23 protein-coding genes are annotated in these 25,976 nt (G+C 57.0%); 16 read left to right on the top strand and 7 right to left on the bottom strand.

Annotated features, from left to right (window positions below; genetic code table 11):
- The first annotated feature begins 5 nt into the window (after nt 1-5).
- The 11 genes from AC236I_RS00895 (at nt 6) to araD (ending at nt 10,773) form a co-directional block, all read left to right on the top strand.
- Nucleotides 6-1,076, top strand: coding sequence for an ABC transporter permease (locus tag AC236I_RS00895; RefSeq protein ID WP_044023579.1), 1,071 nt, complete (start codon nt 6-8; stop codon nt 1,074-1,076).
- Between the two features lie 63 nt (nt 1,077-1,139).
- Nucleotides 1,140-2,207, top strand: coding sequence for an ABC transporter substrate-binding protein (locus AC236I_RS00890; protein WP_048756834.1), 1,068 nt, complete (start codon nt 1,140-1,142; stop codon nt 2,205-2,207).
- A 1-nt stretch (nt 2,208) separates the two neighbouring features.
- The gene (locus tag AC236I_RS00885; RefSeq protein WP_004868844.1) at nt 2,209-3,072 is read left to right on the top strand and encodes an SMP-30/gluconolactonase/LRE family protein; all 864 of its coding nucleotides are present in this window, start codon (nt 2,209-2,211) and stop codon (nt 3,070-3,072) included.
- A gap of 112 nt (nt 3,073-3,184) precedes the next feature.
- The gene (gene yiaK, locus AC236I_RS00880; protein ID WP_004868847.1) at nt 3,185-4,183 is read left to right on the top strand and encodes a 3-dehydro-L-gulonate 2-dehydrogenase; all 999 of its coding nucleotides are present in this window, start codon (nt 3,185-3,187) and stop codon (nt 4,181-4,183) included.
- An 11-nt stretch (nt 4,184-4,194) separates the two neighbouring features.
- Entirely contained in the window at nt 4,195-4,662 is a 468-nt protein-coding gene (locus tag AC236I_RS00875; RefSeq protein ID WP_004868849.1) for a NanQ anomerase/TabA/YiaL family protein, read from the top strand.
- Nucleotides 4,663-4,707: 45 nt separating this feature from the next.
- A complete protein-coding gene (locus tag AC236I_RS00870; protein ID WP_044350498.1) occupies nt 4,708-5,643 on the top strand; it encodes a DUF4862 family protein in 936 nt (311 codons plus the stop codon).
- Nucleotides 5,644-5,696: 53 nt separating this feature from the next.
- Nucleotides 5,697-7,016: an MFS transporter gene (locus AC236I_RS00865; protein ID WP_487608669.1), complete on the top strand. Its 1,320-nt coding sequence runs from the start codon at nt 5,697-5,699 to the stop codon at nt 7,014-7,016.
- Nucleotides 7,017-7,063: 47 nt separating this feature from the next.
- Nucleotides 7,064-8,569: an FGGY-family carbohydrate kinase gene (locus AC236I_RS00860; protein ID WP_004868856.1), complete on the top strand. Its 1,506-nt coding sequence runs from the start codon at nt 7,064-7,066 to the stop codon at nt 8,567-8,569.
- Nucleotides 8,566-9,228, top strand: coding sequence for a 3-keto-L-gulonate-6-phosphate decarboxylase UlaD (ulaD, locus tag AC236I_RS00855; RefSeq protein WP_071359838.1), 663 nt, complete (start codon nt 8,566-8,568; stop codon nt 9,226-9,228). The genes AC236I_RS00860 and ulaD overlap by 4 nt, the downstream gene beginning before the upstream one ends.
- Nucleotides 9,221-10,081, top strand: a complete 861-nt coding sequence (locus AC236I_RS00850) for an L-ribulose-5-phosphate 3-epimerase (RefSeq protein WP_004868862.1) — start codon at nt 9,221-9,223, stop codon at nt 10,079-10,081. Before ulaD ends, AC236I_RS00850 begins: the two co-directional genes overlap by 8 nt.
- On the top strand, nt 10,075-10,773 hold the full coding sequence (araD, locus tag AC236I_RS00845) for an L-ribulose-5-phosphate 4-epimerase (RefSeq protein WP_004868864.1): 699 nt from the start codon (nt 10,075-10,077) through the stop codon (nt 10,771-10,773). Before AC236I_RS00850 ends, araD begins: the two co-directional genes overlap by 7 nt.
- A gap of 42 nt (nt 10,774-10,815) precedes the next feature.
- Here the strand turns inward: araD and AC236I_RS00840 are convergent, their stop codons facing one another.
- On the bottom strand, nt 10,816-11,631 hold the full coding sequence (locus AC236I_RS00840) for a helix-turn-helix domain-containing protein (RefSeq protein WP_065907228.1): 816 nt from the start codon (nt 11,629-11,631) through the stop codon (nt 10,816-10,818).
- 252 nt (nt 11,632-11,883) lie between these two features.
- Between AC236I_RS00840 and AC236I_RS00835 the strand changes: the two genes are divergently transcribed.
- The gene (locus AC236I_RS00835; RefSeq protein ID WP_487608668.1) at nt 11,884-13,284 is read left to right on the top strand and encodes an MFS transporter; all 1,401 of its coding nucleotides are present in this window, start codon (nt 11,884-11,886) and stop codon (nt 13,282-13,284) included.
- 10 nt (nt 13,285-13,294) lie between these two features.
- Nucleotides 13,295-15,256: a glycoside hydrolase family 127 protein gene (locus AC236I_RS00830; RefSeq protein ID WP_097357967.1), complete on the top strand. Its 1,962-nt coding sequence runs from the start codon at nt 13,295-13,297 to the stop codon at nt 15,254-15,256.
- A gap of 126 nt (nt 15,257-15,382) precedes the next feature.
- Here AC236I_RS00830 and selB read toward each other — a convergent pair whose 3' ends face one another.
- From selB to AC236I_RS00805, 5 genes are all read right to left on the bottom strand, one after another.
- Nucleotides 15,383-17,224, bottom strand: coding sequence for a selenocysteine-specific translation elongation factor (gene selB, locus AC236I_RS00825; protein WP_097357968.1), 1,842 nt, complete (start codon nt 17,222-17,224; stop codon nt 15,383-15,385).
- The gene (selA, locus tag AC236I_RS00820) at nt 17,221-18,609 is read right to left on the bottom strand and encodes an L-seryl-tRNA(Sec) selenium transferase (protein ID WP_032718387.1); all 1,389 of its coding nucleotides are present in this window, start codon (nt 18,607-18,609) and stop codon (nt 17,221-17,223) included. The genes selB and selA overlap by 4 nt, the downstream gene beginning before the upstream one ends.
- 106 nt (nt 18,610-18,715) lie before the next feature.
- Nucleotides 18,716-19,324, bottom strand: coding sequence for a glutathione S-transferase (locus AC236I_RS00815; protein ID WP_487608667.1), 609 nt, complete (start codon nt 19,322-19,324; stop codon nt 18,716-18,718).
- Nucleotides 19,325-19,705: 381 nt separating this feature from the next.
- Nucleotides 19,706-20,842, bottom strand: coding sequence for an HlyD family secretion protein (locus AC236I_RS00810; protein WP_004868880.1), 1,137 nt, complete (start codon nt 20,840-20,842; stop codon nt 19,706-19,708).
- Nucleotides 20,843-20,844: 2 nt separating this feature from the next.
- Nucleotides 20,845-21,201 (bottom strand): DUF3302 domain-containing protein, encoded by a 357-nt coding sequence (locus tag AC236I_RS00805; RefSeq protein ID WP_075808153.1) that lies wholly within the window; start codon nt 21,199-21,201, stop codon nt 20,845-20,847.
- 664 nt (nt 21,202-21,865) lie between these two features.
- Here AC236I_RS00805 and AC236I_RS00800 point away from each other — a divergent pair.
- The 3 genes from AC236I_RS00800 (at nt 21,866) to mtlR (ending at nt 25,652) form a co-directional block, all read left to right on the top strand.
- Complete coding sequence (locus tag AC236I_RS00800; protein ID WP_004868884.1) at nt 21,866-23,785, top strand: PTS mannitol transporter subunit IICBA; 1,920 nt, start codon at nt 21,866-21,868, stop codon at nt 23,783-23,785.
- A 122-nt stretch (nt 23,786-23,907) separates the two neighbouring features.
- Complete coding sequence (mtlD, locus tag AC236I_RS00795; RefSeq protein WP_099844447.1) at nt 23,908-25,056, top strand: mannitol-1-phosphate 5-dehydrogenase; 1,149 nt, start codon at nt 23,908-23,910, stop codon at nt 25,054-25,056.
- Nucleotides 25,053-25,652: a mannitol operon repressor MtlR gene (gene mtlR / locus AC236I_RS00790; RefSeq protein WP_015585526.1), complete on the top strand. Its 600-nt coding sequence runs from the start codon at nt 25,053-25,055 to the stop codon at nt 25,650-25,652. The genes mtlD and mtlR overlap by 4 nt, the downstream gene beginning before the upstream one ends.
- On the opposite strand, the gene AC236I_RS00785 is transcribed toward mtlR, so the two are convergent.
- Entirely contained in the window at nt 25,641-25,865 is a 225-nt protein-coding gene (locus tag AC236I_RS00785; RefSeq protein WP_004868890.1) for a hypothetical protein, read from the bottom strand. The genes mtlR and AC236I_RS00785 overlap by 12 nt on opposite strands.
- Nucleotides 25,866-25,976: the final 111 nt, after the last annotated feature.

Raw genomic sequence — 25,976 nt, 5'->3', positions numbered from 1 at the left:
GCGTTATGGCTAAAACATCAATGAAATCGACGGCCCTGGAATCACGCGTATCACTTCATGAACACGGTGCGGCTACCTGGCTTGGACAATTGACCACGCGTTACGGTTTACCCGCGATCTGCGTGGTGCTGGTTATCGTTTTTTCACTGACAACGCCTTCGTTTGCTTCCCTGTTGACGCTGCAGGCCATTCTCGATAGCAAATCGAAAATTGCCCTGCTGGCGCTAGCAGCAACCATCCCGATGATTGTTGGCAAAATCGACCTGAACGTCGGCTTCGGCATCGTGCTCTGGCACATCCTCGCCATTACTTTGCAGGTTGAATATGGTTTCTCCTGGCCCGTCGCTGTGGCGATCGTGCTGGTGCTCTCTGCGCTCTACGGTTTGCTGAACGGTATTCTGGTGGCGCTGGCGGATATCGACAGCTTTGTTGCGACCCTGGGTTCCGGTACGGTGCTGTACGCCATCGCGCTCTGGCACTCTGGCGGTCGGCAGATCGTCGGGGACTTACCGGACGCCTTTATCGCCCTGCATCACTCCGACCTGTTCGGCATTCCGGTGGTGGCCTTCTACGTCCTTTTTGCCGCCGTGGTGTTGTGGATCATCACCGAACATACCCCGATTGGTCGCTGCATGTATGCGGTGGGCGGCAACCCCGTCGCCGCAGCGCTCAACGGCATTTCCGTTAATCGTTACATCATCGGGGCATTTATGACTTCCAGCACCTTAACCGGCTTTACCGGGGTGATCATCGCCGCCGAGCAGGGTGTGGGCCAGGCCAGCGTCGGGATGGATTATCTGCTCCCGGCTCTGGTGGGCGCCTTCCTTGGCAGCACTACCATTCGTCCTGGCCGGGTGAACGTCTGGGGCACGGTGGTCGGTATTGCGGTGCTGGCGATAGGTATTGCGGGTATCCAGCAGTTCGGCGGCGCGTTTTGGGTCGAACCACTGTTTAACGGCGCGACGCTGCTGCTGTCGATTACCCTGGCAGGCTACGCCCAACGCCGTCGGGCATTAAATAAAAAACTGGTGCAGCGGGCACAATCGCCAGCATCAGGCTCCTCCGTTACCCAATGACTCTCGCGTAAGGAACTGAAAATGAATAAAAAAATAGTTCAATGCTGTCTGGCTGCCGGGTTGATGATGGCAAGTGGTTTCAGCCTCGCCGACGATGCCTTTGTTCAGCAAGCGAAAACGGCGATTGCCAAAGCGACCGCACCAGTCACCACATGGGACGGCCCAACCCAGGGTCCGGCGCTGCAGCCGAATAAGAAGATCATTTTCATCGCCTCGGACATGAAAAACGGCGGCGTGCTGGGCGTTAAAGAGGGACTGGAGGAAGCGGTGAAAGCCGCAGGCTGGCAGCTGGATGTACTGGATGGTGCAGGTTCGGTGAAAGATCAACTGGCGGCGCTAAACCAGGCAATCGCCCGTAAACCGGACGGTATCGTCATTGGCGGCTGGAACCCGAACGTCGCCAAAATTCCGCTGAAAAAAGCCGTGAAAGAGGGCATCGTGCTGACCGCATGGCACGCGGTTCCCGCGCCTGGCCCGGTTCCGGCTTACAACATTTTCTACAACGTGACCTCCGACTCGAACGAAGTCTCGCGCATGGCGGCGCTGTATGCGGTGGCGAAATCCAACGGCACCGCCAAGGTGCTGATTTTCACCGACTCGCTGTACCAAATCGCGCTGGATAAAGCCAACGCGATGAAGAAGGTGATTGAGCAATGCAGCGGTTGCCAGGTGGTGGAGTTTATCGATACCCCGCTGGCCGATACCTCCAACCGCATGCCGGGCATGACCTACAGCCTGATCCAAAAATATGGCGATAAATTCGAATACTCGCTGGCGATTAACGACCTGTACTTCGACTTTATGGCCCCTGCCCTGCAAACCGCGGGCAAAGGCAGCGGAGATAAACCACCGTACAACATCTCCGCTGGCGACGGTTCCGTCACCGCCTACCAGCGCGTACGTGAAGGCAAAGCGCAGATCGCAACCGTACCAGAACCGTTGAAACTGCACGGCTGGCAGCTGCTGGATGAATTTAACCGCGCCTTCGCGGGCAAAGCGCCGTCTGGTTATGTCACCCCGGCGCATCTGGTAACCAAAGAGAACATCGCCGCCGACGGCGGCCAGAACAACGAATTCGACCCGGACAACCATTATCGCGATCGCTACAAAGCCATCTGGGGCGTGAAGTGAAATGTTAGCCGTCACGGGAAGTATTGAACGCCTGTGCTCACCGGCGATCTGGGCGGAAGGCCCGGTGTGGCTGGCAGACCAGCAGTGCCTGATTTTCAGCGATGTGAAAGGCAACAGAATGTTCCGTTGGGATGCGCAAAATGGCGTCAGCGTGTTTCGTGCCGAATCCCACTTTGCCAACGGCAACGCGCGGGACTTACAAGGGCGCTTGTTAACCTGCGAGCACGGTCGGCGCGGGATCAGCCGTACCGACGCCGCAGGCAATCACACCCTGCTGGTGGATAAAGTCGATGGGCTGCGTTTTAACTCCCCCAACGATATCGCGGTGCGCCAGGACGGGTCGATTTGGTTTACCGATCCGCCCTACGGCATCGTCGGTGACGAAGAGGGCTATCGCGCCGCAAGTCAGGTCATTGGCTGCTACGTCTATCGCTTTGATGAAGCGCGTCACCAGGTCGCTATTGCCATCAGCGATACCCAGCGCCCCAACGGGCTGGCCTTTTCGCCAGATGATAAATGGCTATACGTGGCAGATATGTCGGTTATTGATTTTCCGAGCCAGGGTCGCCGGGAAATTCGTGCTTACCGTCTTGAAGGCGATAACGCGCTATTTTCCCACGTTGTAACCCAGGTCAAACCGGGTATTCCGGACGGATTTTGCGTCGACCAGGACGGGAATATTTACTGCAGCTGCGAAACGGGGATTTTGATTTTCTCCGCCGCAGGCGAATTACTGGACACCATTGCGGTCCCCGAGCGCGTCTCTAACTGCACCTTTGGTGGCCCCGACGGGAATGCGCTTTTTATTACGGCGACGACATCGCTGTACCGGGTGACCTTCACCCCGTCCCGCCTTCAGGGATAAACCAGAATCACACCGACACGCACCGGTCCTGCCGGCGTGTTTTTGCAACCCGACACTATTTAGTGGAATCACATTCCACTATGTGAAACATAAGATGTAATGGAGAAAACGTATGTTATTGAGTTTTTCTGACCTTAAAAATGAGTTTACCCGTGTCCTGCTGGCACGCGGCGTGGCGGCTGAAACTGCCGATGCCTGTGCAGAAATGTTCGCTCGCACCACCGAGTCAGGGGTCTATTCACACGGCGTAAACCGTTTCCCGCGCTTTATTCAGCAGTTGGAAAACGGCGATATCATCCCGGAGGCCCTGCCAAAACGTACCGCTTCATTGGGGGCAATTGAGCAGTGGGATGCCCAGCGTTCAATCGGTAACCTGACGGCGAAAAAAATGATGGATCGGGCTATTGAACTGGCTTCTGACCACGGTATTGGTCTGGTTGCGGTACGCAACGCCAACCACTGGATGCGCGGCGGCAGCTACGGCTGGCAGGCGGCGGAAAAAGGCTACATCGGTATCTGCTGGACCAACTCCATTGCCGTGATGCCGCCGTGGGGCGCCAAAGAGTGCCGCATCGGGACGAACCCACTGATCGTCGCTATTCCGTCGACGCCGATCACCATGGTGGACATGTCAATGTCGATGTTCTCCTACGGCATGCTGGAAGTGAACCGTCTGGCGGGCCGCCAGCTGCCGGTTGACGGCGGCTTCGATGACGAAGGCAACCTGACCAAAGACCCGGCACCCATCGAGAAAAACCGCCGTATTCTGCCGATGGGCTACTGGAAAGGTTCAGGCCTCTCCATTGTGCTGGACATGATCGCCACCCTGCTCTCCGATGGCGCTTCCGTTGCTGCAGTAACTGAAGACAACAGTGACGAATTCAACATTTCGCAAGTCTTTATCGCTATCGAAGTGGACAAGCTGATCGACGGAGCCACTCGCGACGCCAAGCTGCAACGCATCATGGATTACATCACCAGCGCCGAACGTGCCGACGAAAACGTGCCGGTCCGTCTGCCCGGTCATGAGTTTTCCCGTCTGCTGGAAGAGAACCGCCGCAACGGCATCACCGTTGATGACAGCGTGTGGGCAAAAATCAAAGCGCTGTAAGGAATATCATCATGATTTATGGACATATTTCCCAACCCAACGCCTGCCGGTACCCGGCGGCGATTGAAAAAGCACTGGATTTTTTGCGCACCACGGACTTCAGCAAGCTGGAGACCGGGGTGGTCGAAATCGAGGGGCGCACGATCTTCGCGCAGATCCTCGACCTGACCACCCGCCCGCACGATGAATTGCGCCCGGAAGTACACCGCCGCTACCTGGATATCCAGTTTTTATATTCCGGTGAAGAGCAGATCGGTGTTGCTATCGATACCGGCAATAATGTCGTCAGTGAAGAATTACTTGAGCAGCGGGATATTATTTTCTATCACCACAGCGAAAATGAATCGTTAATAGAAATGAGGCCGGGGAACTACGCCATATTTTTCCCGCAGGATGTTCACCGACCAGCCTGTAATAAACACCGGGCAACGGCAATCAGGAAAATAGTGGTTAAAGTTGCTATTTCCGCTTTAGATTAATCCGTAATTTATTTGTCGCACGACGATAAATAAAAGGAGTGAAAAATGGAAAGAAATGACGCCGGTTATATCATCGGCGCATACCCTTGTGCGCCCTCATTTCACCAAAAGAGCGAACAAGAAGAGACGGAATTCTGGCGCTTACTCGCGGACACGCCCCACATCCGTGGGCTCGAGCAGCCATGTCATGAGAACTTTCACCCCTATGGCGATGAGTGGTTGCTCCAGCATACGCCGCAGGAGTGGCAGATGGTGGTGACTGCCATCCCGGAAACCATGCGTCGCCGTGGCGGCGGCAACACGGCTTTCGGCCTGGCCTCCAGCGATGAAGAACAGCGCCTGGCATGCATCGAATTCCATCGTCATTTACACAACAAAATCAATGCGCTAAACAAACGTTTTGCTGGCAAGGTGATCGCCCTGGAACTGCAGGCAGCGCCGCTTGCAGGCAATGCGAACGTAGAGCAGGCAACCGATGCTTTCGCCCGCTCAATCAAAGAGATTGCGGCCTGGGACTGGTCATGCTCACTCGTACTGGAACATTGTGATGCCATGAACCAGCCGGCGCCACGCAAAGGCTTTTTGCCGCTGGAAAACGTGCTGGAGGTCCTGGCAGGTTACCGCATTGATATCTGTATCAACTGGGCGCGGTCGGCGATTGAAGGGCGTAACGCCGCCCTGCCGCTGACGCACGCTCAGGCGGTACATGCCGCAGGAAAACTGGGGGCGCTGATGTTCTCTGGCACCGCGACCGAAGGGCCGTATGGCGAATGGACTGACCTGCACACACCGTTCGCCCCGTTCTGCCCGCACAGCCTGTTAACGGCGGCGCACGCCAAAGAATTATTTAATGTGGCTGATTCAGCAAAATTACAGTTTGCCGGTATTAAGTTACTGGAAATTGATGAGAATGCTGATGCGAATCATCGCATAGCCATATTACGCGATGGCATTAACGCGTTAAACATAGCCCAACAATAAATATAAAGCGTCAATTTAATCGCAACGTCAGTTACTTTAAACACGAGATTAATATGAACACTTCCTCTTACGCTACAACCACGGATATTCCGCGCCAACGCTGGTTAAGAATTATTCCCCCTATTCTTATCGCGTGTATTATTTCCTATATGGACCGGGTCAACATTGCCTTTGCTATGCCCGGCGGGATGGATGCCGAACTCGGTATTTCCGCCACCATGGCAGGGCTTGCGGGCGGGATATTCTTTATCGGCTATCTGTTTTTACAGGTGCCGGGCGGGAAAATCGCGGTCCACGGCAGCGGCAAGAAGTTTATTGGTTGGTCGCTGGTCGCCTGGGCGGTCATTTCGGTCCTGACCGGGTTAATCACCAACCAGTATCAGCTGCTGGTCCTGCGTTTCTTACTGGGTGTCGCCGAAGGAGGCATGCTGCCCGTGGTGCTGACGATGATCAGCAACTGGTTCCCGGATGCTGAACGTGGCCGCGCCAACGCGATTGTGATTATGTTTGTCCCGATTGCCGGCATTATCACCGCCCCGCTCTCCGGATGGATCATTACCATCCTCGACTGGCGCTGGCTGTTCATTATTGAAGGCTTGCTCTCAGTGGTGGTATTAGCCCTGTGGGCCTATACCGTCTACGACCGTCCGCAGGAAGCCCGGTGGATTTCTGAAGCCGAAAAGCGCTACCTGGTCGATACCCTCGCCGCCGAACAACGCGCCATCGCCGGAACCACCGTCAAAAATGCGTCTCTCAGCGCTGTACTGGCCGACAGAACCATGTGGCAACTGATCGCCCTGAATTTCTTCTATCAGACCGGTATTTACGGCTACACCCTGTGGCTCCCCACCATTCTCAAAGAGCTGACGCACAGCAGCATGGGGCAGGTTGGGATGCTCGCTATCCTGCCGTACGTCGGGGCGATTGCCGGGATGTTCCTGTTCTCTTCCCTCTCTGACCGTACCGGAAAACGCAAACTGTTCGTCTGCCTGCCGCTGGTTGGCTTTGCCCTGTGCATGTTCCTGTCGGTGGCGTTGAAAAACAACGTCTGGCTGGCCTATGCCGCGCTGGTGGGTTGTGGCTTCTTCCTGCAGTCCGCGGCGGGGGTGTTCTGGACCATTCCGGCCCGCTTGTTCAGCGCTGAAATGGCCGGCGGCGCCCGTGGCGTCATCAACGCCCTCGGCAACCTCGGTGGCTTCTGCGGTCCCTACGCGGTGGGCGTACTGATCACCCTTTACAGCAAAGACGCCGGCGTTTACTGCCTGGCGATCTCCCTGGCGCTGGCTGCGCTGATGGCCCTTCTGCTGCCGTCGAAATGCGATACCGGCGCAGCCCCGCTAAAGACGATGAGCCCACGTAAACACGCGGCGTAACCCCTGCCGGGGGGTCTGCGCCTCCCGGCAACAAAGAGAATGCAAAGATGAGTGAGAAAAAGACCTTCTGGCTCGGTATCGACTGCGGTGGTACCTATCTGAAAGCCGGTTTATATGACGCCAAAGGTCATGAGCATGGCATTCATCGGCAATCGCTGCAGACGGCGTCGCCCCTGCCGGGCTATGCCGAACGCGACATGCACCAGCTCTGGCAACAGTGCGTGGCGACCATTGCCGGGCTACTACAACGCACCGGCGTCGTGGGCGAACAGATTACCGGGATCGGTATTTCGGCGCAGGGCAAGGGGCTGTTTCTCCTGGATAAACAGGATCGGCCACTGGGCAATGCCATGCTCTCCTCCGATCGCCGGGCGCTGGATATCGTCCAGCGCTGGCAGCAGGACGGCATCCCTGAGCAGCTGTATCCGGTCACCCGCCAGACGTTGTGGACCGGGCATCCGGCCTCGCTGCTGCGCTGGGTAAAAGAGCATGAACCTCAGCGTTACGCGCAAATCGGCAGCGTCATGATGGGCCACGACTACCTGCGCTGGTGCTTAACCGGCGTTAAAGGCTGCGAGGAGAGCAACATCTCCGAGTCCAACCTCTACAACATGGCAACCGGCCAGTACGACCCACAGCTGACCCGCTGGCTGGGCATCAGTGAAATCGATAACGCCTTACCGCCCATCGTCGGTTCAGCAGAAATATGCGGGGAAATCACCGCTCAGGCAGCCGCTATCACCGGTCTGGCGGCGGGAACTCCCGTCGTCGGCGGTCTGTTTGATGTGGTTTCCACCGCACTCTGCGCGGGTATCGAAGATGAGTTTACCCTCAATGCGGTAATGGGGACCTGGGCGGTGACCAGTGGAATAACCCACGGCCTGCGCAATCACGAGGCCCACCCTTACGTCTACGGTCGCTACGTCAATGACGGGCAGTACATCGTTCATGAAGCCAGCCCAACCTCTTCCGGCAATCTTGAATGGTTCACGGCCCAATGGGGCGACCTCTCTTTCGATGAGATCAACCGGGCCGTCGCCGGGCTGCCGAAAGCCGACGGCCAGCTCTTTTTCCTGCCGTTTCTCTATGGCAGCAACGCCGGGCTGGAGATGACCTGCGGGTTTTACGGCCTGCAGGCGCTGCACACCCGCGCCCATCTGCTGCAGGCGGTCTACGAAGGAGTGGTCTTCAGCCATATGACCCACCTGAACCGCATGCGTGAACGCTTTACCGATGTTCACGCCCTGCGCGTCACCGGCGGCCCGGCGCACTCTGACGTCTGGATGCAGATGCTGGCCGACGTCAGCGGTCTGTGTATCGAATTGCCGCAGGTCGAGGAGACCGGGTGCTTCGGCGCGGCGCTTGCCGCCCGCGTCGGGACCGGCGTCTACCGCACCTTCCAAGACGCCCAGCACGATTTACAACATCCGGTACGCACGCTGCAGCCCGACATGGCCGCGCACGCGCGTTACCAGCACAAATACCAGCAATACCAACATTTGATTCAGGCACTGCAGGGCTATCACGCCCGCATTAAGGAGCACGCACTATGAGCCGTCCATTACTGCAACTGGCGCTCGACCATACCCATCTTCAGGCGGCACAGCACGATGTCGCCCTGTTACAGGACCACGTCGATATCGTCGAAGCCGGCACGATCCTGTGCCTTGCCGAAGGGCTGCGCGCGGTGACCGCCCTGCGCGCCCAGTGTCCGGACAAAATTATCGTCGCCGACTGGAAGGTGGCCGATGCCGGCGAAACCCTCGCACAGCAGGCGTTTAACGCCGGCGCCAACTGGATGACTATCATCTGCGCCGCCCCGCTCGCCACGGTAGAGAAAGGCCACGCCGTGGCGCAGGCCTGCGGCGGAGAAATTCAGATGGAGCTGTTCGGCAACTGGACGCTGGAGGATGCCCGTGGCTGGTATCGCACCGGGGTTCGTCAGGCGATCTACCACCGCGGACGCGACGCCCAGGCCAGCGGGCAACAGTGGGGTGACGCCGATCTGACGCGCATGAAGGCGCTGTCGGATATTGGCCTCGAACTGTCGATTACCGGCGGGATCACCCCCGCTGACCTGGCGCTGTTCCGTGATATTAACGTTAAAGCGTTTATTGCCGGACGTGCATTATCAGGCGCCGCCCACCCGGCACAGGTTGCCGCCGAATTCCACGCACAGATTGACGCCATCTGGGGAGAACAGCATGCGTAATCATCCGTTAGGTATCTATGAGAAAGCGCTGGCCAAAGATCTCAGTTGGCCGGAGCGGCTGGTGCTGGCAAAAAGCTGCGGGTTTGATTTTGTCGAAATGTCGGTAGATGAGACTGACGAACGCCTGTCACGCCTCGACTGGAGCCCCGCTCAGCGCGCCTCGCTGGTGACCGCCATGCTGGAGACCGGAGTAGCCATTCCGTCGATGTGCCTCTCCGCCCACCGCCGCTTCCCCTTTGGCAGCCGCGATGAGTCCATCCGCCAGCGGGCGCGGGAGATCATGACCAAAGCCATCCGTCTGGCGCGCGATCTGGGCATCCGCACCATTCAACTGGCGGGCTATGACGTCTACTACGAGGAGCACGATGAAGGCACCCGCCAGCGCTTTGCCGAAGGGCTGGCGTGGGCGGTGGAACAGGCCGCAGCTGCGCAGGTGATGCTGGCGGTGGAGATCATGGATACCGCCTTTATGAACTCCATCAGCAAGTGGAAAGCGTGGGATGAGATGCTCTCTTCCCCATGGTTCACCGTTTATCCGGACGTCGGCAACCTCAGCGCCTGGGGCAACGACGTGGCCGCCGAACTCAAACTGGGTATCGATCGCATCGCCGCCATCCACCTGAAAGATACCCAGCCGGTCACCGCGCACAGTCCCGGACAGTTTCGTGACGTGCCGTTTGGCGAAGGTTGTGTCGATTTTGTTGGCATTTTCAAAACCCTGCACGAACTGAACTATCGCGGATCGTTTCTGATTGAAATGTGGACGGAGAAAGCCAGCGAACCGGTGCTGGAAATTATCCAGGCACGTCGCTGGATTGAATCGCGGATGCAGGAAGGAGGATTTACATGTTAGAACAACTCAAAGCCGAGGTCCTGGCTGCCAACCTGGCGCTGCCGGCCCACCAGCTGGTGACGTTTACCTGGGGCAACGTCAGCGCGGTCGATGACACGCGCACGCTGATGGTCATCAAACCTTCCGGTGTCGAATATACGGTAATGACCGCCGACGATATGGTGGTGGTGGAGTTAGCCAGCGGCAAGGTCGTTGAAGGCAGCAAAAAACCGTCGTCCGATACCCCGACCCATCTGGCGCTCTATCGCCGCTATCCGCAGATCGGCGGGATCGTGCACACCCATTCCCGCCACGCGACGATCTGGTCGCAGGCGGGCATTGACCTGCCGGCATGGGGCACCACCCATGCCGACTATTTCTACGGCGCCATTCCCTGTACCCGTCTGATGACCGTGGACGAAATTAACGGCGAATACGAATATCAGACCGGCGAAGTGATCATTAAAACCTTTGAAGAGCGCGGGCTGGATCCGGCGCAAATTCCGGCGGTCCTCGTCCACTCACACGGCCCGTTTGCCTGGGGCAAAGATGCCGCCGATGCCGTGCATAACGCGGTGGTGCTGGAGGAGTGCGCTTACATGGGGCTGTTCTCGCGCCAGCTGGCCCCGCAACTGCCTGATATGCAGTCTGAACTGCTCGATAAACACTATTTGCGTAAACACGGCGCCAATGCCTATTACGGGCAAAACTGACCACCCTACCACCGCGCCTTCTCCGCCCGGAGGAGGCCGTTCCTACGCCGAATTCACGTGCTCCTTACAGTAGCGACGCTTCCATGCCGCCGGGGTCAGACCGGTGTGCTTGCGGAAAATTTTGCGGAAATAGCCCACATCATTAAACCCGCATTTCGACGCCACGTCGGTCAATGACAGCGAATCGCTGATCAGCAGCTTTTCCGCCGCCCTCACCCGCTGGCGATGCAGCGCTTCGGTTAGCGTCAGCCTGAAAGCATGGCGATAGACGCGCCCGAGGTAGTCCGCGTTGCAGTGCAGCTCCTTCGCCAGCGTGGAGGCAGAAATGGGCAGATGAAACCGGGTGAGGATGATTTGCTGCGCTTTCCAGGCCAGCGCGGTGCCGGGACTATCGGCAGGCTGTTCGCTGGCCGCCGCCGCAATCTGCTGCAAAATCAGCAGCAGGATCAGCTCCAGCGCGACGCTACGATGAATATTTTCCTGTTCGTGCAAGAATTGCCTGAACAGGGAGATAATATATTGCGGCTCACTCACCCGCGTGTGCTGGGGCACCGCCAGTAGCGCTTCGGGCGGCGAGGCGGCCTCGTCTGCTACCACTTCGAAATGCAGCCAGTAGAATTTTAAATCCGCCGGAAATTGCCCTACCCCGACATGCAAGCGCTCTGGCCACAGCAGCAAACTTTCCCCGGCATTCACGCTAAATACCTCGTTATCTTCGCGAATCGTTAATGTCCCTTTTTCAACGAAGATGATTTCCCAGGAACGAAGCTGTCGTGCCGGATGGCTACCAATACCGCGAGAAATAAATAACCCGCCATTTTGGACTTTAATCGGTAAAGACATGGATAATTCAAGCATAGATATGAAAATCCCCGCTATTTGCATCACCAGATATTCGCTTTACCTTTGATTATTCACGATAAAACAGCATGATTCAGGATCGCAATCACACTTTTATCATGAAGTCGGAATCGTCACCTTTTTATACTTTTCCCTTCCCTTGTTAGCCCAGGTATTTAGTGCAGAATAAATAACATACTTTGCAAATGACAAATAAAAGCCCGCACTTCAGCGGGATATTATTCCGCACATCATCTCCGGGAGTTATTTATGACTTCGGCTCCGATTACCACAAGTGATTTAGCACAACGCACTCAGGACGATTCCCTCACGCTCCGTGAAAAAATCGGTTACGGCCTGGGCGATGCGGGCGGGACGGTCATTACCTGCCTGATCATGAACTTTTTAACTTTCTTCTATACCGACGTGTTTGGACTGACGCCGGCGCTGGTCGGGACGCTATTCCTGGCGCTGCGCGTGTTTGACGCCATCTCCGACCCGATCATGGGCGTGCTGGCCGACCGCACCCAAAGCCGCTGGGGACGCTTTCGCCCGTGGCAGCTATGGATAGCGTTGCCCATCGGCATTATCGGCGTACTGACCTTTACCGTGCCGGATGCCAGTATGGGCGTAAAAATCGCCTGGGCTTTCGGCACGTATCTGCTGCTGTCGGTGAGCTATACCGCGATTAACGTGCCCTACTGCGCGCTGATTAACACTATGACCACGCGCCACAGCGAAGTGATCTCGTGTCAGGCGTGGCGTTTTGTCTTGTGCGGCGTGGCAGGATTCCTGGTATCCGTTGGGCTGCCGTGGCTGGTGAAGGCGCTCGGTCAGGGCAACACCGCACAGGGCTATCAGTATGGCGTCGGCGTACTCTGCGCCATTGCGGTGGTGATGTTCCTGTGCTGCTTCTTCTGGGTTCGCGAACGCGTCTCGTTGGACATGATGGGGAAATTCACCCTGCGCGAACATATCGCCGGACTGCGCCAGAATGACCAGCTGCTGCTGATGCTGGTGATGTCGTTCCTGCTGATCAACGTCTTTAATATCCGCGGCGGCGGCTACATGTACTTCATCACCTACGTGTTGGGCGGCTCGACCGGCTATACCTCGCTGTTCTTCACCATGGTGACCTTCGCCTCGATTGGCGGCTCGGTGATTATCAACCTGCTGTCGCGCCGCTTTGATACCGTCAAACTCTATTACTACACCAACCTGGTGTTAGCCGCGATCGCCTTCGCGATGTGGTTTTTACCGACCGGCCCGGCGTACCAGACCTTATGGCTGGTGGTGATCCTCAGTAACGGCATCATTCTCGGCTTCACCCTGCCGCTGCACTTCTCGCTGATGGCCTTCTCCGACGATTACGGTGAATGGAAAACCGGCGTGCGCTCTTCCGGCATGAACTTCGCCTTTAACCTGTTCTTCATCAAGCTGGCATGGGCCTCCAGCGCCGGCATTATCAGCCTGGTGTTTATCTATGTGGCCTATCAGCCGGGCGCGGAAAACCAAACGGCATCATCGCTGGCCGGCATCTCCAGCATGGAGACCCTGTTGCCGGCCCTGTTCCACCTGCTGCTGGCCTTCACCATTCGCGCCTGCAAGCTTAATAATCCTATGATGGCGCGCATTGCCAGCGACCTGCGTACGCGTCACGTCCAGTCTTAAGGAGTCCGTTATGTCTGTTATGGAAGTCGATCTGCACAAACTGAAAATCAACGACCCGTTCCTCGGCCAGTACCAGCAGCTGGTGCGCGATGTGGTGATCCCGTATCAATGGGATGCGCTAAACGACCGTATTGCCGAGGCGGATCCGAGCCATGCAATCGAAAACTTCCGGATTGCCGCAGGGCAGCAGGAAGGAGAATTTTACGGTATGGTCTTTCAGGACAGCGACGTGGCTAAATGGCTGGAAGCCGTTGCCTGGTCGCTATGTCAGAAGCCGGACGCCGAACTGGAAAAAACCGCTGACGAGGTGATTGAACTGGTGGCGGCCGCCCAGTGCGAAGATGGCTACCTGAACACCTACTTCACGGTCAAAGCCCCGGCGGAACGCTGGACTAACCTTGCAGAATGTCATGAGCTGTACTGCGCGGGCCACATGATTGAAGCGGGCGTCGCCTTCTTCCAGGCCACCGGCAAACGCCGCCTTCTGGAGGTCGTTTGCCGTCTTGCCGATCATATCGACAACGTGTTCGGCCCCGGCGACAACCAGCTGCACGGCTACCCTGGCCACCCGGAGATCGAGCTGGCGTTAATGCGCCTGTACGACATTACCCAGGAGCCGCGTTATCTGGCGCTGGTGAACTATTTCGTTGAAGAGCGCGGCACGCAGCCGCACTTTTACGATATCGAATATGAAAAGCGTGGCAAAACCTCCTACTGGAATACCTACGGCCCGGCCTGGATGGTGATGGATAAGCCCTACAGCCAGGCGCACCAGCCGATTTCCGAACAGCCTGTCGCCATCGGCCATGCGGTACGTTTTGTCTACATGATGACCGGCGTCGCCCATCTCGCCCGCTTAAGTCAGGACGAGGGCAAACGTCAGGACTGCCTGCGCCTGTGGAACAATATGGCTCAGCGCCAGCTGTATATTACCGGCGGCATTGGTTCGCAGAGCAGCGGCGAAGCCTTCAGCAGCGACTATGACCTACCAAACGACACGGTCTACGCGGAAAGCTGCGCGTCTATCGGACTGATGATGTTTGCCCGTCGGATGCTGGAGATGGAAGCCGACAGCCAGTATGCCGATGTGATGGAGCGTGCGCTGTATAACACCGTGCTGGGCGGGATGGCGCTGGATGGTAAACACTTCTTTTACGTTAACCCGCTGGAAGTGCACCCGACATCGTTAAAATTCAACCATATCTATGACCACGTGAAGCCGGTGCGTCAACGCTGGTTTGGCTGCGCCTGCTGCCCGCCAAACATAGCCCGCGTACTGACCTCGCTGGGGCACTATATCTACACGCCGCATCAGGATGCGCTGTACATCAACCTGTACGTGGGTAACAGCGCGGAGATCCCGGTGGGTGATGAAACCCTGCGCCTGCGGATCAGCGGTAACTATCCGTGGCAGGAGCAGGTGAAGATAGCTGTCGACTCACCGACGCCGATCAATCACACCCTGGCGCTGCGCCTGCCGGACTGGTGCGATAACCCGCAGGTGACGCTCAACGGCAAGCCAGTGGCCCAGGATGTACGCAAGGGGTATCTGCATATTAGCCATCGCTGGCAGGAAGGCGACACGCTTCTGTTAACGCTGCCGATGCCGGTGCGCCGCCTTTACGGTAATCCGCTGGTGCGTCATCAGGCCGGCCAGGTCGCTGTCCAGCGCGGTCCGCTAGTGTACTGCCTGGAGCAGGCGGATAACGGCGAGCAATTGCATAACCTGCAGCTGCCACGCAACGCCGGGTTCAGCGCCTTTGAAGGGAAAGGGATTTTTGCCCACAAGGTGATCCTGCAGGCGCCAGGTTATAAGCAGACAGCGGAAGACGCCGGCCAGCAGGCGCTATGGCATTATGATCGTGCGCCGACAACCCGCCAGCCGCAGACCCTGACCTTTATTCCGTGGTTTAGCTGGGCCAACCGTGGCGAAGGCGAGATGCGCATTTGGGTAAAAGAAGCAGAGGAATAAGCGCGAAGGTTGTCGCTGAACCACTGGCGGATTCAGATTTCCCGGTAGCGCTGCGCTGAGCGGGCTACCGGGTCGGTCTGGTAGCCCGGACAGGCGGGTCAAGCACCGCCTCCGGGATTTCCCTGGCTACAGGAACAGTGCCTTATCACGCAGGATATGGTCGTTGCCACGTCGGCGGGTAAAGCCAATCCGGTCGAAATATTCAAGAATCTGAATCGCCAGCTTGCGCCCGACATTCAGCGTGTCGCGGAAGTCTGCGGCGCAGGTTGAACCGCGCCGCTGATCCAAATCGCGGATCATTCTGGCAAAGGCCACGATCCGATCGTTGCGGTAATAACGATCTTTGACGATCGCGGTAATCATCCCCTGCTGCGCCGCCTGACGCAGCACCGCGCGCATCAGCGCCTCTTCAACGCCCGCCTCTTTCGCCAGGTCACGTACCCACCAGGGCTCGTCGGCAAACAGGTCGGCAACCCGCAGCCAGATGCTCTGCTGTTCTTCGGTAAAGCCCGCTTTGTGTTCCGGCAGATGTAACCATCCGTGATGGCTATCGATAGTCCCGCTGGCGCGCATCTGCTCAATCAGCAGCAGTACCAGCGCTTCGTCCTCCATCGGCAGCGCAATACGTCGCAAACGCTCGCGGCCCGGACCCGGCTCATCGCGATGCTGATCGTGATAGCGCGCCAGGGCATCAAGCAGCTTGCGCTGCCAGCGCGCGGCCAGCGGGGCGCTGAGCAGACTGTTGCCCGCCTGCAGGTAATCCGGGCGGTTAATCAACACGTTCAGGCCTTCATCGCTGAGCTGGCGCGCCCAGGCAAAATCATCGAGACGGACGGCATCGCGTTGCAGATGAATATCCAGCGCCTGAGCATCATCCCCCTGCGACGCGGCTAACGCCGCCAGCCATTGTAAATATTCAGGCTTACGCTTACCGCGCCGCGGCGGATTTAGCGTCACCACGCGGGCACCCGCCAGGGTAACGCGAGCGGAGATATCGCGCAGCACCAGGCGGTCGTTATCTGCCAGCCACAGCGGAGTATCGAGTACCAGTTCGGCGAGATCCCCCTCCAGCAGCGATACGCGTCCGGTAATATGGCTGGCGGCATGATGGATATGCAAAGATTGCCATTGCGTCAACGGCGTGTGGCACTGCAACTCAACGATCACCCGTTCAGAAGCCTCCGGCGGCCGCACCGAGAGCAGCCAGTCGCCGCGATTCAGCGCCTCTTTTTGCGCATCGCCAACAATATTCAGGGCGATACGCTGGCCTGCCCAGGCCTGCCCGACGGCCTGGTTCTGGGCGTGCAGACCGCGCACGCGCATCGGTTTATCGACCCCGGTCAGCCACAGCGTATCACCCACATTGACCTCGCCCGACAGCGCCGTTCCGGTCACCACCAGCCCGGCACCTTTAACCGTAAAGGCCCGGTCGATCGCCAGGCGAAAACGCTGGTGCTGCGGGTGCGCACGGGCGGACAGCTGCAGTAAATGCTCGCGCAGTTCGGCGATCCCCTGGTTTTCAGTAGCCGCGGTGGCAAACAACGTGGCGTCGGTAAAACCAAATTCTGCCAGCACCGCCGTCACGTCGCCACGCACCTCTTCAACGCGCTGCGCCTCGACGCGGTCCGCTTTGGTCAACGCCACCGTCAGCGACGGCTTTCCCGTCAGCTGCAGGATGGCCAGATGCTCGCGGGTCTGCGCCATCACGCCATCATCGCAGGCCACCACCAGCAGCGCGTGGTCAATGCCACCCACGCCCGCCAACATGTTAGACAAAAACTTTTCGTGGCCAGGCACATCGATAAACCCCAGCACGCGACCGTCGGGCTGTGGCCAGTAGGCGTACCCCAGATCGATCGTCATCCCGCGTGATTTCTCTTCCGGCAGGCGGTCAGCATTAACGCCGGTAATCGCCTGCAGCAGCGTTGTTTTACCGTGGTCAACATGTCCGGCGGTGGCAATAATCATTGTAATAGCATCTCCATAAACCGGGGTTCATCTTCAAGACAGCGCAAGTCCAGCCACAGACGCCCATCGTAAATCCGTCCGATAACCGGGATCGTCAGCCCGCGCCAACGGGCCGCCAGCGCCTCCAGCTGACTACCACGACCATCGCGCGGCGTAAAGGTCAGCGCCGCCCCAGGCAGACGGTCTACCGGTAGCGAACCGCTGCCAATTTGCGACTGACATGGCTCCACCCGCACCTCAAACTGCGTGTAGTGCACGGCCAGCAACGGCTGCAGGCGCAACGCCTGCGCCTGAATCGCCTCCGCCGTGCGGGTCAGCAGGCGCAGGGTGGGCAGCCGATCGGCCAGCGTTTCCGGATGCAGATAGAGCCGCAGAGTGGCTTCCAGCGCGGCAAGGGTCATTTTATCCGCTCGCAGCGCGCGCTTAAGCGGGTGCTGCTGCAGACGGGCAATCATCGCCTTCTCACCAACGATAATCCCCGCCTGCGGACCACCCAGCAGCTTATCGCCGGAGAAGCTCACCAGACTGACTCCCGCCGCGATCATCTCCTGCGGCATCGGCTCTTTCGGCAGACCATACTGGCTCAGGTCAACCAGCGAACCACTGCCCAAATCAGCCACCACCGGAATCCCCGTTTCGCGGCCAATCGCCGCCAGTCCGGCCTCATCGACGGCCGTCGTGAAGCCCTCGATGCTGTAATTGCTGGTATGGACTTTCATCAACAGCCCGGTATTCTCATTCACGGCCTGACGATAATCTTTCGCATGGGTGCGGTTGGTGGTGCCGACTTCATGCAGGATACAACCCGCCTGGCGCATCACATCGGGAATACGGAATGCACCGCCGATCTCCACCAGCTCGCCGCGCGAGAGCACCACTTCTTTACCGCCGGCGGTGGCCGCCAGCATCAGCAGCACCGCCGCAGCGTTATTGTTGACGATGCAGGCATCTTCCGCGCCGGTTATGCGGCACAGCAGCTCCGCCAGCGCCCGATCGCGGTGGCCGCGCCCGGCATCATCCAGGCTGTACTCCAGCGTGACCGGCGCACGCATCGCCTGTGCAACTGCATCAACCGCCGCTTCTGCCTGAATTGCGCGCCCCAGGTTGGTATGCAGCACCGTGCCGGTGAGATTGAACACCGGGCGCAGCGCGCTTTGCAGCGTTTGCGCCAGCCGTCGCCCGGTTTCCTGCGGCCAGTCATCGCACCAGGCCGGCAGCGCCTGCTGCTGACGAATATATTCCCGCGCCTCCTCCAGCATCTGGCGCAGCAGCGCCACCACCTGAGCATGGCCATAGCGGGCCAGCACAGCAGAAAAAGCGGGATCGCGAAGCAAACGGTCGGTGGCCGGCAGCCGGGTGTAAAGCGCACGAATATCGGTAGTCATGAATGGACCTGGCGGTAAGTTATTTACCCCCCTCCCGACGGGAGAGGGAGTCAACAAATCAGCGGTGATTGTAACGTCTCCGGGAGGAAACTGTTACCTGCCTGGGTCAAGTCCTTGGCGGTTCGGTACGGGCAAAACTGGCGCGCTGGAAAAGCGCATCGACCAGCTTAATCAGCTGATGCCGCGTCGCGCACCAGCCGGGCGCAACCCGCCGAAAGTTGAGATAGGCAATCGCGCACGCCGCTGAAATCGTGGCCAGATTGACCTCGTCGATACGCAGACTGCCATCGGCGACATAGGCTTCCAGCGCATCGAGTCCCCGGGTCACTTTCTCCCGCTGGCGCAGCAGCTCGCTTTCTGACTGCTGCGCAGCCGGACGGCTCTTTTCGCGCACCAGCGCCTGCGCCGCCTCCATTACGCCGTCGGCCAGCGCCTCCAGCTGACGCATTTTCAACGCCGCTTTCGGGTCCGCTGGCACCATTGCCGGCGCAGCGCCGAGCTGATCAAGGTATTGCGCGATAATGGGGGAGTCATACCAGCATTCGCCGCCGTCCGTGACCAGCACCGGCACCTTACCCAAGGGATTGTATTTCCCGACGCCGTTCACGTCCTGGTAGGGAAATTCATTGACGAATTCGAAGGGGAGGTTTTTCTCCAGCAGAATGACGGAGATTTTACGCACAAAGGGACTGGTGTAGCTGCCGATCAGTTTCATTACCTGCTCCTTTCGCCAACAAAAAAGTAGAAGCCTGATGGGACAGGCTCTATAGCCAAAATAATTCGAGTTGCAGGACCACAACGCTTTCGACGTTGTTGAACAGCGTTTACGCTGCCCCCACAGGGGCGAGGCCGAAGGCCGAGTAACGCGGCGACGCAGAGAATCCCCAGTCACTTACTCAAGTAAGTGACTGGGGTGAACGAGGACAAATTCGTCAGGAACGAATTTGAACGCTGTTCGCAGCGCCCGTAGGGCAAGGCCCAGGGATGGGCCGAGTATTGCCAACGACCATGCAACTTGAAGTATGACGGGTATAAGTATGGTTCAGGCGCAGGCAAAAGGCAGGTCAGACTTAACGTCAGCCTGCCTTCATCGCAATTAATGATCCAGGTAGAGGTAGTGCATCCAGCTGGTCATGCGCAGCAGGACCTTTCTCATGACCGATACATGGCTGAAGTGGTCGGAATAGACCGCCACCTGAGCATAAATACCGTCCGGCAGCGAGTCGACATCCGCGTTGGGATCCAGCTCAATTGTCGCCAGTACGCCATCGGTTCCCGGTAAGACCGTCAGCGACTGTAATGCCCCTTGAGCCTGGTAAGATCCACCCGGGACCACCGGAAGAATATTGGTCAGCTTGCCATGGAATACCTGGCCCGGCAGCGCGTTAAAGACCACTTCGGCATCATCGCCTGGCTTCAGTCGCAGCAGCGAGTTTTGGCGGAACTGAGCAACAATCTGCCGTTTTTGTTCCGGGATAAAGACCATCACCGGGCGCAGCGGCAGCGCTGCCGCATAGGTGCCGGGACGGATCAGCACCTGGGTAACATAGCCGTTGCTTGGCGCGCGAATAACGGTCTGGTCGAGGTTATATTTCGCCTCCGCTAACTGCGCGCGCAGACTGACAACCTGCGACTGCTCACCGCCCACCATGCTGTCCAGTTGACTCTGAATCTGTGCCTGCTCGGCAACCGATGCTTTTACTAACGCATCCTGCGCCAGATAGTTTTGCCGGGCATTATCGATATCGCTTTCAGAGAACGGGTTGACCCGCGCCTGGCTGCCTTTCAGGTAGCGTTGGTAGTCTTTGTAGAGCCGATCGCGCTCGGCGGAAACACGCACCGTGTTTGCCTGCGCTTCTGAAAGCTGCGCCTTCAGAGTGTTGATGCTGTGCAGCGCGGTCACCAGATCGGCCTGCAGTCTATCTACCCGGGCCTGATAGCGCACGGGATCAATCGTAAACAGGACATCACCCTTATTAACACGTTGATTCGTTTTATCCGTCACGGTACTGACGATACCGGTCACCTGTGGCGTAATGGGAATCGAAATAACCGCCTTTTGTGCAGTAAATGTATAAGGATGGTTATAGTTCATTAATAAAATAAGGGCGCTGACGAGAAATATACCGCCTAATGCCGCCGTGGCGAGAGTCCACTGGTTAACCGGAATGCGAAATATCTTAAAAACCGCCCATGCAATCGCCACATAGGTCAATACAATTAACAGATCCATGATTAGCGCTCCGGGGTCTCTTTATCTGCGGATGAGGGCACCGCACCCAGTCTTTTTTCCAGCTCGGCAACACGTTGTGAAAGCCGATCGATATCGGGATCGCGTTCAGATGGAGGAATATGAGATTTCATTCCCCACCCGCGCTCAGGCTGGTAGAGAGTGGCCCAGATCCACAGGAATGGCCAGATAACATGCAGCGTAAACAGGCTCACCCACCCGGCGGTATGGATGGCATCAGCGTGGGGATGATTACGTTTTTTAGCCATTAAATAGGGAATATCATGAATCGCGATAATTCCATAAAAGAGAACCAGAAAAACGAAGATCAATACACCCAGCGCAAAATAGTTGAGAAACATATGTGCCTCACTAAACACGACGTCAGCTCATCAATGATATAAAATGGTAAGCAACCAAATTAATTAATGAAATTTAAGTAAAAGGAAAATGCACTTATAATTTAAGGCCGGGGAGTATTGTTTTTAGTTATTCTCCTTGCAAGTTTTTAAGCGTGACAAAATATATCCTGAAGAACTATAGACTTATCTTTACATGTTGAGCTTAAGCCACATTCTGACTTTTTTCCATACGGTACGCCGATGATGTTTTTTCATTCTGCAGCCTGTTTACCGACGCCGGCCGCAGTGCGAGCGAGCAGAGTTTGCCGGCGATCACATCCGCAAAATTCAGCGAATTATTTTTTGTGAACAAAGTCACAATATCGAGACAAACTGAAAACAATATTATGTGATGTAATTCACATTAATTAGCCTAATCAGGCGAATTTTGACCCATTGTCTTTTTTTTGCACACCCATTTTGTGATGCACGTCACTACAAATACCTGCCAGATACCTATATTCATGTGATCAGAATCACACTAAAACCCACCGACTGGACAGTTTAACGATTCAGTGCCAGATTCGCTTTATCAATCAGGGTCCGGCGACCTCTGCCGCCATATTCACAACAAGCCTCGGGCTTTTAGCCTACGCGATAAGCAAAACAGAAGAAGGGGTGTTTTATGTCATCCGATATCAAGATCAAGGTGCAAAGCTTTGGTCGTTTCCTCAGCAATATGGTGATGCCAAACATCGGCGCGTTTATCGCGTGGGGTATCATCACCGCATTATTCATACCGACAGGGTGGTTACCGAATGAGACGCTGGCGAAGTTAGTCGGCCCGATGATCACCTACCTGCTGCCGCTGCTTATCGGCTATACCGGCGGTAAGTTAATTGGCGGTGAGCGTGGCGGCGTCGTCGGTGCCATTACCACCATGGGCGTCATCGTCGGCGCGGACATGCCGATGTTCCTCGGCGCCATGATCGCAGGTCCACTGGGCGGCTGGGCGATTAAACATTTTGATAGCTGGGTAGACGGTAAGATTAAGTCCGGTTTCGAGATGCTGGTGAACAACTTCTCCGCCGGTATTATCGGGATGATCCTCGCCATTCTGGCATTCCTCGGCATTGGCCCGGCGGTTGAAGTCCTGTCCAAAATTCTGGCGGCGGGCGTTAACTTCATGGTTGTCCATGACATGCTGCCGCTGGCATCTATCTTCGTTGAACCGGCGAAAATCCTGTTCCTGAACAATGCTATCAACCACGGCATCTTCTCGCCGCTGGGTATTCAGCAGTCTCATGAGCTGGGCAAATCAATCTTCTTCCTGATTGAAGCCAACCCGGGCCCGGGGATGGGCGTACTGCTGGCATACATGTTCTTTGGTCGCGGTAACGCGAAGCAGTCTGCAGGCGGTGCGGCAATCATCCACTTCCTGGGCGGTATCCACGAAATCTACTTCCCGTACGTACTGATGAACCCGCGTCTGATCCTTGCCGTTATTCTCGGCGGTATGACCGGCGTGTTCACCCTGACTATCCTCAACGGCGGTCTGGTTTCTCCTGCTTCCCCAGGTTCTATCCTTGCGGTGCTGGCGATGACGCCGAAAGGGGCGTACTTCGCTAACATCGCGGCCATTATTGCCGCAATGGCCGTCTCCTTTGTGGTCTCCGCCATTCTGCTGAAAACCAGCAAAGTGAAAGAAGAAGATGATATCGATGCTGCGACCCGTCGCATGCAGGATATGAAAGCTGAATCCAAAGGCGCGGCTACTCCGCTGTCTGCAGGTGCCGTGGCTAACGATCTGAGCCACGTGCGCAAAATCATCGTGGCCTGCGATGCCGGCATGGGTTCCAGCGCCATGGGTGCCGGGGTGCTGCGTAAAAAAGTGCAGGATGCGGGGCTGGGCAATATCTCCGTCACCAACTGCGCCATTAACAACCTGCCGCCGGATGTCGACCTGGTGATTACCCACCGCGATCTGACCGAGCGGGCGATGCGCCAGGTGCCGCAGGCCCAGCACATTTCGCTGACCAACTTCCTCGACAGCGGCCTGTACACCAGCCTGACCGAGCGTCTGGTTGCGGCGCAGCGCCATACTGACAACGAAGAGAAAGTCCGCGGCAGTCTGAAAGACAGCTTCGAGGCCGCCGACACAAATCTGTTTAAGCTTGGCGCAGAGAATATCTTCCTCGGTCGCAAAGCGGCGACCAAAGAAGAGGCGATCCGCTTCGCGGGCGAGCAGCTGGTGAAAGGCGGCTACGTTGAGCCTGAATATGTCCAGGCGATGCTGGATCGTGAAAAACTGACCTCCACCTATCTGGGCGAGTCCATCGCGGTACCACACGGCACGATTGAAGCTAAAGATCGCGTCCTGAAGACCGGCGTGGTGTTCTGCCAGTATCCGGAAGGGGTTCGCTTTGGCGAAGACGAAGATGACGTAGCCCGTCTGGTTATCGGTATCGCGGCACGCAATAACGAGCACATTCACGTGATTACCAGCCTGACTAACGCGCTGGATGATGAGTCGGTGATTGAACGCCTGACCCGCACCACCAGTGTTGAAGAAGTGCTGGCGCTGCTGAAAGGCACCAAAGCGTAAACGGTTCCGGCCACGCCGGGAGACGAATCACCCTCTCTCTCTGACTGGAGAGAGAGGGTTCGGGTGAGGGGCAAGCCTCACCCGAACCCTCTCAGGTAAAAACATTAATGAAGGTTAATACTATGAATGCATTACATTTTGGCGCAGGTAATATCGGACGTGGCTTCATCGGCAAATTGCTGGCTGACGCGGGGATCGCGTTAACATTCGCCGATGTGAATCAGGTGGTACTTGACGCCCTGAATGCCCGTCATAGCTATCAGGTTCACGTCGTCGGTGAAAACGAGCAGGTCGATACCGTTTCCGGCGTCAATGCCGTCAGCAGCATCGGCGATGAAGTGATTGACTTGATTGCCCGCGTTGACCTGATCACCACCGCCGTCGGCCCGGTTGTGCTGGAGCGCATTGCGCCGGCTATAGCGCAGGGGCTGGCGAAGCGTAAAGCGCAGGGAATCACCGCCCCGCTAAACATCATTGCCTGTGAAAACATGGTGCGCGGAACCACACAGCTTAAAGGCCACGTGTTTAACGCTCTGGCGGAAGAAGACAAAGCCTGGGTAGAAGCCAACGTCGGCTTTGTCGATTCCGCCGTTGACCGTATTGTTCCCCCGTCCGCCTCTGCGACGCATGACCCGCTGGAAGTGACCGTGGAAACCTTCAGCGAGTGGATCGTCGATAAAACTCAGTTTAAAGGCACTTTGCCGGCGATCCCTGGCATGGAATTAACCGACAACCTGATGGCATTTGTCGAACGTAAGCTATTCACCTTAAACACCGGACATGCTATAACCGCCTACCTCGGAAAACTGGCCGGGCACCAGACGATCCGCGACGCGATTCTCGATGAGAACATTCGCGCCGTGGTGAAAGGGGCGATGGAAGAGAGCGGCGCGGTACTGATCAAACGCTACAGCTTTGATGCACAGAAGCACGCCGCCTACATCCAGAAAATCCTCGGCCGTTTCGAGAATCCGTACCTGAAAGATGACGTTGAGCGCGTAGGTCGTCAGCCGCTGCGTAAACTGAGCGCGGGCGATCGTCTGATTAAGCCGCTGCTTGGTACGCTGGAATATGCTCTGCCGCACGTCAATCTGGTCAAAGGGATCGCTGCGGCAATGCACTTCCGCAGCGAAGAAGACCCGCAGGCGCAGGAGCTGGCAGCCTTGATTAACGAGAAGGGCCCCCAGGCTGCGCTGGCACAGATTTCTGGTCTGGATGCAGCAAGTGCCGTGGTGACCGAGGCCGTTAACGACTACAACGCCACCAAATGAGGCAAGACCTGGCGCGGTACGAACCGCGCCCATTACTACTCCTGTCAGATATGCAGGCAATAATGGAAGAAACACAGGCATTTGAAAACCGCGTGCTTGAGCGTCTGAATGCTGGCAAAACCGTACGAAGCTTCCTGATCGCCACCGTCGAGCTACTCACGGAAGCGGTCAATATTCTGGTGCTTCAGGTGTTCCGTAAAGACGACTACGCGGTGAAATACGCAGTGGAGCCATTGCTGGATGGCGATGGGCCGCTGGGGGACCTTTCTGTACGCCTGAAGCTGATTTACGGCCTTGGGGTGATTAGCCGCGCCGAATACGAAGACGCCGAGCTGCTGATGGCCCTGCGTGAAGAGTTGAATCACGACGGAAATGAGTACAGTTTTACCGATGATGAGATTCTTGGGCCTTTTGGCGAACTGCATTGTGTGACCGCCCTGCCGCCGACGCCGCTGTTTGATGACAGCGACGAAGAACTGCTGGCAATGCAGAAGCTGCGCTACCAGCAGGTTGTACGTTCAACAATGATGCTGTCTCTGACCGAGCTGATTTCCCGAATCAGCTTGAAAAAAGCCTTTCAGAAATCAACGCTCTGACCCGGATTCCACCTGGTCACAAGCCGGCCGGTAAAGCTGCCTGTAATACTCCAGACGACTCAGATACAGCGCCTCTTTGTTCTGCGGAATTTCCCGCGGCACGTTCTGCAAACGCGGGGATTTTTTCAGATACTCCATAAAAGCCTGGCTTGAAGCCATAAAATCAACTGTCTTGTCGATAATACGCGGTACGCCGTCACCGATTTTTGCCATCTCGCCCTCCAGTTTTCAGGGATCATCCTGTAAAGGATTAGCGACAAGCGAGGTCAGGGTTGAGGAAAACGTGCGGTATAGACGACAGACTTCACAGAGATGAAAAACAGG

This window comes from Klebsiella sp. Sb-30 (assembly GCF_057652795.1).
The sequence above is the reverse complement of the archived record's forward strand: the minus strand, read 5'-3'. Positions and strand labels throughout refer to the sequence as shown.

Bases quoted from the DNA above. Each gene is read 5' to 3' on its own strand.
- AC236I_RS00895 (WP_044023579.1), top strand. From the start codon at position 6: ATGGCTAAAACATCAATGAAATCGACGGCCCTGGAATCACGCGTATCA.
- AC236I_RS00890 (WP_048756834.1), top strand. From the start codon at position 1,140: ATGATGGCAAGTGGTTTCAGCCTCGCCGACGATGCCTTTGTTCAGCAA.
- AC236I_RS00885 (WP_004868844.1), top strand. From the start codon at position 2,209: ATGTTAGCCGTCACGGGAAGTATTGAACGCCTGTGCTCACCGGCGATC.
- yiaK (WP_004868847.1), top strand. From the start codon at position 3,185: ATGTTATTGAGTTTTTCTGACCTTAAAAATGAGTTTACCCGTGTCCTG.
- AC236I_RS00875 (WP_004868849.1), top strand. From the start codon at position 4,195: ATGATTTATGGACATATTTCCCAACCCAACGCCTGCCGGTACCCGGCG.
- AC236I_RS00870 (WP_044350498.1), top strand. From the start codon at position 4,708: ATGGAAAGAAATGACGCCGGTTATATCATCGGCGCATACCCTTGTGCG.
- AC236I_RS00865 (WP_487608669.1), top strand. From the start codon at position 5,697: ATGAACACTTCCTCTTACGCTACAACCACGGATATTCCGCGCCAACGC.
- AC236I_RS00860 (WP_004868856.1), top strand. From the start codon at position 7,064: ATGAGTGAGAAAAAGACCTTCTGGCTCGGTATCGACTGCGGTGGTACC.
- ulaD (WP_071359838.1), top strand. From the start codon at position 8,566: ATGAGCCGTCCATTACTGCAACTGGCGCTCGACCATACCCATCTTCAG.
- AC236I_RS00850 (WP_004868862.1), top strand. From the start codon at position 9,221: ATGCGTAATCATCCGTTAGGTATCTATGAGAAAGCGCTGGCCAAAGAT.
- araD (WP_004868864.1), top strand. From the start codon at position 10,075: ATGTTAGAACAACTCAAAGCCGAGGTCCTGGCTGCCAACCTGGCGCTG.
- AC236I_RS00840 (WP_065907228.1), bottom strand. From the start codon at position 11,631: ATGCTTGAATTATCCATGTCTTTACCGATTAAAGTCCAAAATGGCGGG.
- AC236I_RS00835 (WP_487608668.1), top strand. From the start codon at position 11,884: ATGACTTCGGCTCCGATTACCACAAGTGATTTAGCACAACGCACTCAG.
- AC236I_RS00830 (WP_097357967.1), top strand. From the start codon at position 13,295: ATGTCTGTTATGGAAGTCGATCTGCACAAACTGAAAATCAACGACCCG.
- selB (WP_097357968.1), bottom strand. From the start codon at position 17,224: ATGATTATTGCCACCGCCGGACATGTTGACCACGGTAAAACAACGCTG.
- selA (WP_032718387.1), bottom strand. From the start codon at position 18,609: ATGACTACCGATATTCGTGCGCTTTACACCCGGCTGCCGGCCACCGAC.
- AC236I_RS00815 (WP_487608667.1), bottom strand. From the start codon at position 19,324: ATGAAACTGATCGGCAGCTACACCAGTCCCTTTGTGCGTAAAATCTCC.
- AC236I_RS00810 (WP_004868880.1), bottom strand. From the start codon at position 20,842: ATGGATCTGTTAATTGTATTGACCTATGTGGCGATTGCATGGGCGGTT.
- AC236I_RS00805 (WP_075808153.1), bottom strand. From the start codon at position 21,201: ATGTTTCTCAACTATTTTGCGCTGGGTGTATTGATCTTCGTTTTTCTG.
- AC236I_RS00800 (WP_004868884.1), top strand. From the start codon at position 21,866: ATGTCATCCGATATCAAGATCAAGGTGCAAAGCTTTGGTCGTTTCCTC.
- mtlD (WP_099844447.1), top strand. From the start codon at position 23,908: ATGAATGCATTACATTTTGGCGCAGGTAATATCGGACGTGGCTTCATC.
- mtlR (WP_015585526.1), top strand. From the start codon at position 25,053: ATGAGGCAAGACCTGGCGCGGTACGAACCGCGCCCATTACTACTCCTG.
- AC236I_RS00785 (WP_004868890.1), bottom strand. From the start codon at position 25,865: ATGGCAAAAATCGGTGACGGCGTACCGCGTATTATCGACAAGACAGTT.